The organism is Acinetobacter sp. 1424608, from assembly GCF_000588255.1.
Lineage (GTDB): Bacteria > Pseudomonadota > Gammaproteobacteria > Pseudomonadales > Moraxellaceae > Acinetobacter > Acinetobacter nosocomialis.
In genome coordinates, this window is sequence record NZ_JFXL01000042.1 from 1 (window position 1) to 3,738 (window position 3,738).

Sequence of the window (3,738 nt, forward strand, 5' to 3'; positions counted from 1 at the left end):
TAGGGGTCGTCTCAGGAAACGGAAAATATAGCACGCTAAGGTTTTTCAATTGCGCGCAATGGCCTAAATTTTCCACCACCTATCTTGGCTTTGCTTCGCCATAGATAATCCCCAGTTAAATTGATGTGCTCCCACCCCAGCGGTGACAGATATTGCAGCAAGGTATCATCGACTGTGCGACCATGCCCTCGTAGGGCGTTAGTCGCTCTCTCTAAATAAACCGTGTTCCACAATACAATGGCGGCGGTCACTAGATTCAAGCCACTGGCTCGATAACGCTGTTGCTCAAAGCTTCGATCTCGAATCTCACCCAATCGATAAAAGAAAACGGCGCGCGCTAATGCATTACGGGCTTCACCTTTATTTAATCCAGCTTGAACCCGACGGCGTAGTTCTACGCTTTGCAACCAATCCAAGATAAACAGTGTGCGCTCAATACGCCCCAGCTCTCGTAATGCCAATGCCAAACCATTCTGTCGTGGATAACTACCGAGTTTACGTAGCATTAGCGACGCTGTGACAGTCCCTTGCTTGATTGATGCGGCCAGACGCAAAATATCGTCCCAATGAGTACGAATCTGTTTGATATTCAGTGTGCCGCCAATCATGGGTTTAAGTGCGGCATAGTCTATGTCTGACTTTGGAATATAGAGTTTCGTATCGCCCAGATCACGAATTCGTGGTGCAAATCGAAACCCTAGCATGTGCATGAGTGCAAAAACATGGTCGGTGAATCCAGCCGTATCGGTGTAGTGTTCCTCGATGCGTAAATCAGACTCGTGATACAGCAGCCCATCAAGAACATAGGTTGAATCACGAACGCCCACATTGATCAGCTTACTGCTAAATGGTGCGTATTGATCAGAAATGTGTGTATAAAATAACCTTCCAGGCTCTGCGCCATATTTTGGATTGATATGTCCTGTACTTTCAGCTCTGCCACCTGCGCGGAAGCGTTGGCCATCTGATGAGGAGGTAGTGCCATCTCCCCAGTTTTCAGCGAAAGGTTGTTTCAATTGAGCATTCACCAATTCGGCCAATGCCGTTGAATAAGTTTCATCACGGATATGCCAAGCCTGTAGCCATGAGAGTTTGGCATAAGTTGTACCAGGACATGATTCGGCCATTTTCGTCAGCCCTAAATTAATTGCATCAGCCAGTATGGTCGTGAGCAATAACGCTTTATCCTTCGCAGTGTCATCCGTTTTCAAATGAGTGAAGTGTCGAGTAAAGCCTGTCCATTCATCGACCTCCATTAATAATTCGGTGATCTTGATATGTGGTAACAGCATTGCTGTTTGGTCAATTAAAGTTTGGGCTGTATCAGGAGCCACGGCATCGAGAGGTGTTATTTTTAGACCAGATTGATTGATCATCGCATCAGGCAAATCGTTGGTCGCTGCCATGCGATTAATGATTGCTAATTTCTGCTCCAATAGTGAAAGGCGACTTTGCAAATATAGATCACAATCAGTAGTAATGGTTAGAGGTAACTCATTGGACTGTTTTAGCTGATTAAATTTATCAGCAGTCACTAAATACTCATCGAAGTCTTTGAATTGGCGAGAGCCTTGTACCCAGAGATCCCCAGCCCGTAGCGAGTTTTTAAGTTCAGATAACACACATATTTCGTAATAGCGGCGATCAATACCATCATCGGTAAAGACTAGTCTTGCCCACCGTTTTTTGATAAACGCTATTGGAGCATTAGAGGGGATTTTTCGTGTATTATCAACATTCATGCTGCGGAGCAACTCTACAGCGGCAAGCATATCTTTTGCTGCTGGGGCAGCACGCAATTTAAGTATGGCAAGAAGTTCTGGCGCGTAACGGCGTAAAGTTGCATAGCTCTCGCCAATTCGTGGTAAAAAATCAAAGTCTTCGGGTTGCGCCAGTTTTTCTGCCTCAGTAATACTTGCTGCAAAAGCATCCCATGAAATAACAGTTTCGATGGCGGCAAACGGATCACTGCCATTTTGCTTGGCATCTAGCAAGGCTTTCCCGATAAGCCCATACAAACGCACTTTGTCGTTGATCGCTTTACCTGATGATTGAAATTGTTGCTGGTGTTTATTTTTTGCGATAGCAAATAGCTTTCCAATAATGCGATCATGCAGGTCAATAATTTCGTCGGTGATCGTGGCCATACTCTCCACAACGATTGCTACCAAAGTGGCATATCGACGTTGAGATTCAAATCTGGCCAAATCAGCAGGAGTCATTTGCCCACCTTCGCGAGCAATTTTCAGTAAGCGATTTTGATGAACGTGTTTTCCAATGTCTTCAGGTAGATCGATGGCTTGTAAGCACTTCAGCCGCTCAATGTGCTCAAGCATGTACTTTGAGTTTGGTTTAGCTGGTGACTGTCTAAGCCACCCCAATATTGTCAGTTTGCTGCCCTCTTTACGGTTCAGCAAAGCATCTATATTTTGACGATGAGTTTCTGAAAGTGAGCTCGTCAAAGCAGTATAAATTATGCGGTTGGCAGATGTGATTGCTTCTGCGCAAATACTATCAATTGCATTTATAGCTGGCAAAAGGACTGATTTTTGTCGTAAATTTTCAACGAGAGTTGTGGCTAAAATAAGACCTTTATCTGTCTGAAGGGACAAATCCACCATCATATTGACCGATTGCCGATAGTCACTCAAGGTGAATAGTTTGAACCCAAAAACTTTTTTCAATTCGGCAATATGTTCTCGTCTTGTTTGCTCGCGCTGACCATAATCATTCCAGCAGTCCACTGATATACTAAGTTGAGCAGCCATCATGAAAAGTAAGGGTTTGAATGGTTCGTCGTTAATACCCAATATCACTCCAGGGTAACGCATGTAGCAAAGTTGAATTGCAAAGCCTAGCTTGTTGGATGCCCCTCGATGTTGATGGACTATGGATTTATCAGAATCACTCAGAGTGTAATGCTGAAGCATAAAAGCTCTATCATCTGGAATTTCGAACAGGCTTCCCAATTCCGTGGACGACAAAATAGAATGGCGCGGCATGGCTCATTAGTCCCAAATAAACTAAACTATTAAAGGTACATTATTTTGTACCGCCACGCTTAGCTTTGCGCTGCAATTTCGCAAGGAGGTTCAATTGGGACAGAATGCGGCCATTTATTGCCGAGTATCAACGAACGATCAGTCCTGCGAACGACAGGAATATGACCTACGTGCCTACGCCAATCGTTGCGGCTACGATGTTGTCGGTGTTTGGAAAGAAACTGCATCAGGCAGTAAGGATGAGAGATTGCAAAGAAAATACTTGATGACCATGGCGCAATCTCGTGAAATCGATGCCATCTTGGTGACGGAATTGACACGCTGGGGCAGAAGCACCGTGGATCTCGTACAGTCATTACAAGATCTTGGGCATTTCGGGGTATCTCTGGTGGCACAAACAGGTTTGCAGTTTGACCTTTCCACATCTCAGGGAAAGCTCATGGCTTCTGTGATGTCTGCATTAGCAGAGTTTGAGGGAGATTTACTACGTGAACGTGTGCGCTCTGGTGTAGCAGCGGCACAAGCGCGGGGCGTTGTGTTTGGTCGTCGTCCTGGTCAACGTACCAAGTCAGATCGTCTGGCACCTAAAGTGTTGGAGTTGGTGTCTGCTGGACACTCTTATCGACAAGTCGGTCGGCTGGTCAATCTAAGCAAAAATACCGTGTTGGATATCGTTAAAAGAAGTCGGAGTGAAAATCCTTAGCGTGCTATATTTTCCGTTTCCTGAGACGACCCC

At 45.2% G+C, this 3,738-nt stretch carries 2 protein-coding genes; one reads left to right on the forward strand and one right to left on the reverse strand.

Annotation, left to right across the window (positions count from 1 at the left end; translation table 11 throughout):
• Positions 1–35: 35 nt before the first annotated feature.
• Complete coding sequence (locus tag J678_RS22675; protein WP_004726714.1) at positions 36–3,002, reverse strand: Tn3-like element ISAcsp1 family transposase; 2,967 nt, start codon at positions 3,000–3,002, stop codon at positions 36–38.
• A gap of 94 nt (positions 3,003–3,096) precedes the next feature.
• Here J678_RS22675 and J678_RS22680 point away from each other — a divergent pair, with 94 nt between their 5' ends.
• Positions 3,097–3,705, forward strand: coding sequence for a recombinase family protein (locus J678_RS22680; RefSeq protein ID WP_004726718.1), 609 nt, complete (start codon positions 3,097–3,099; stop codon positions 3,703–3,705).
• The last annotated feature ends 33 nt before the right edge of the window (positions 3,706–3,738 follow it).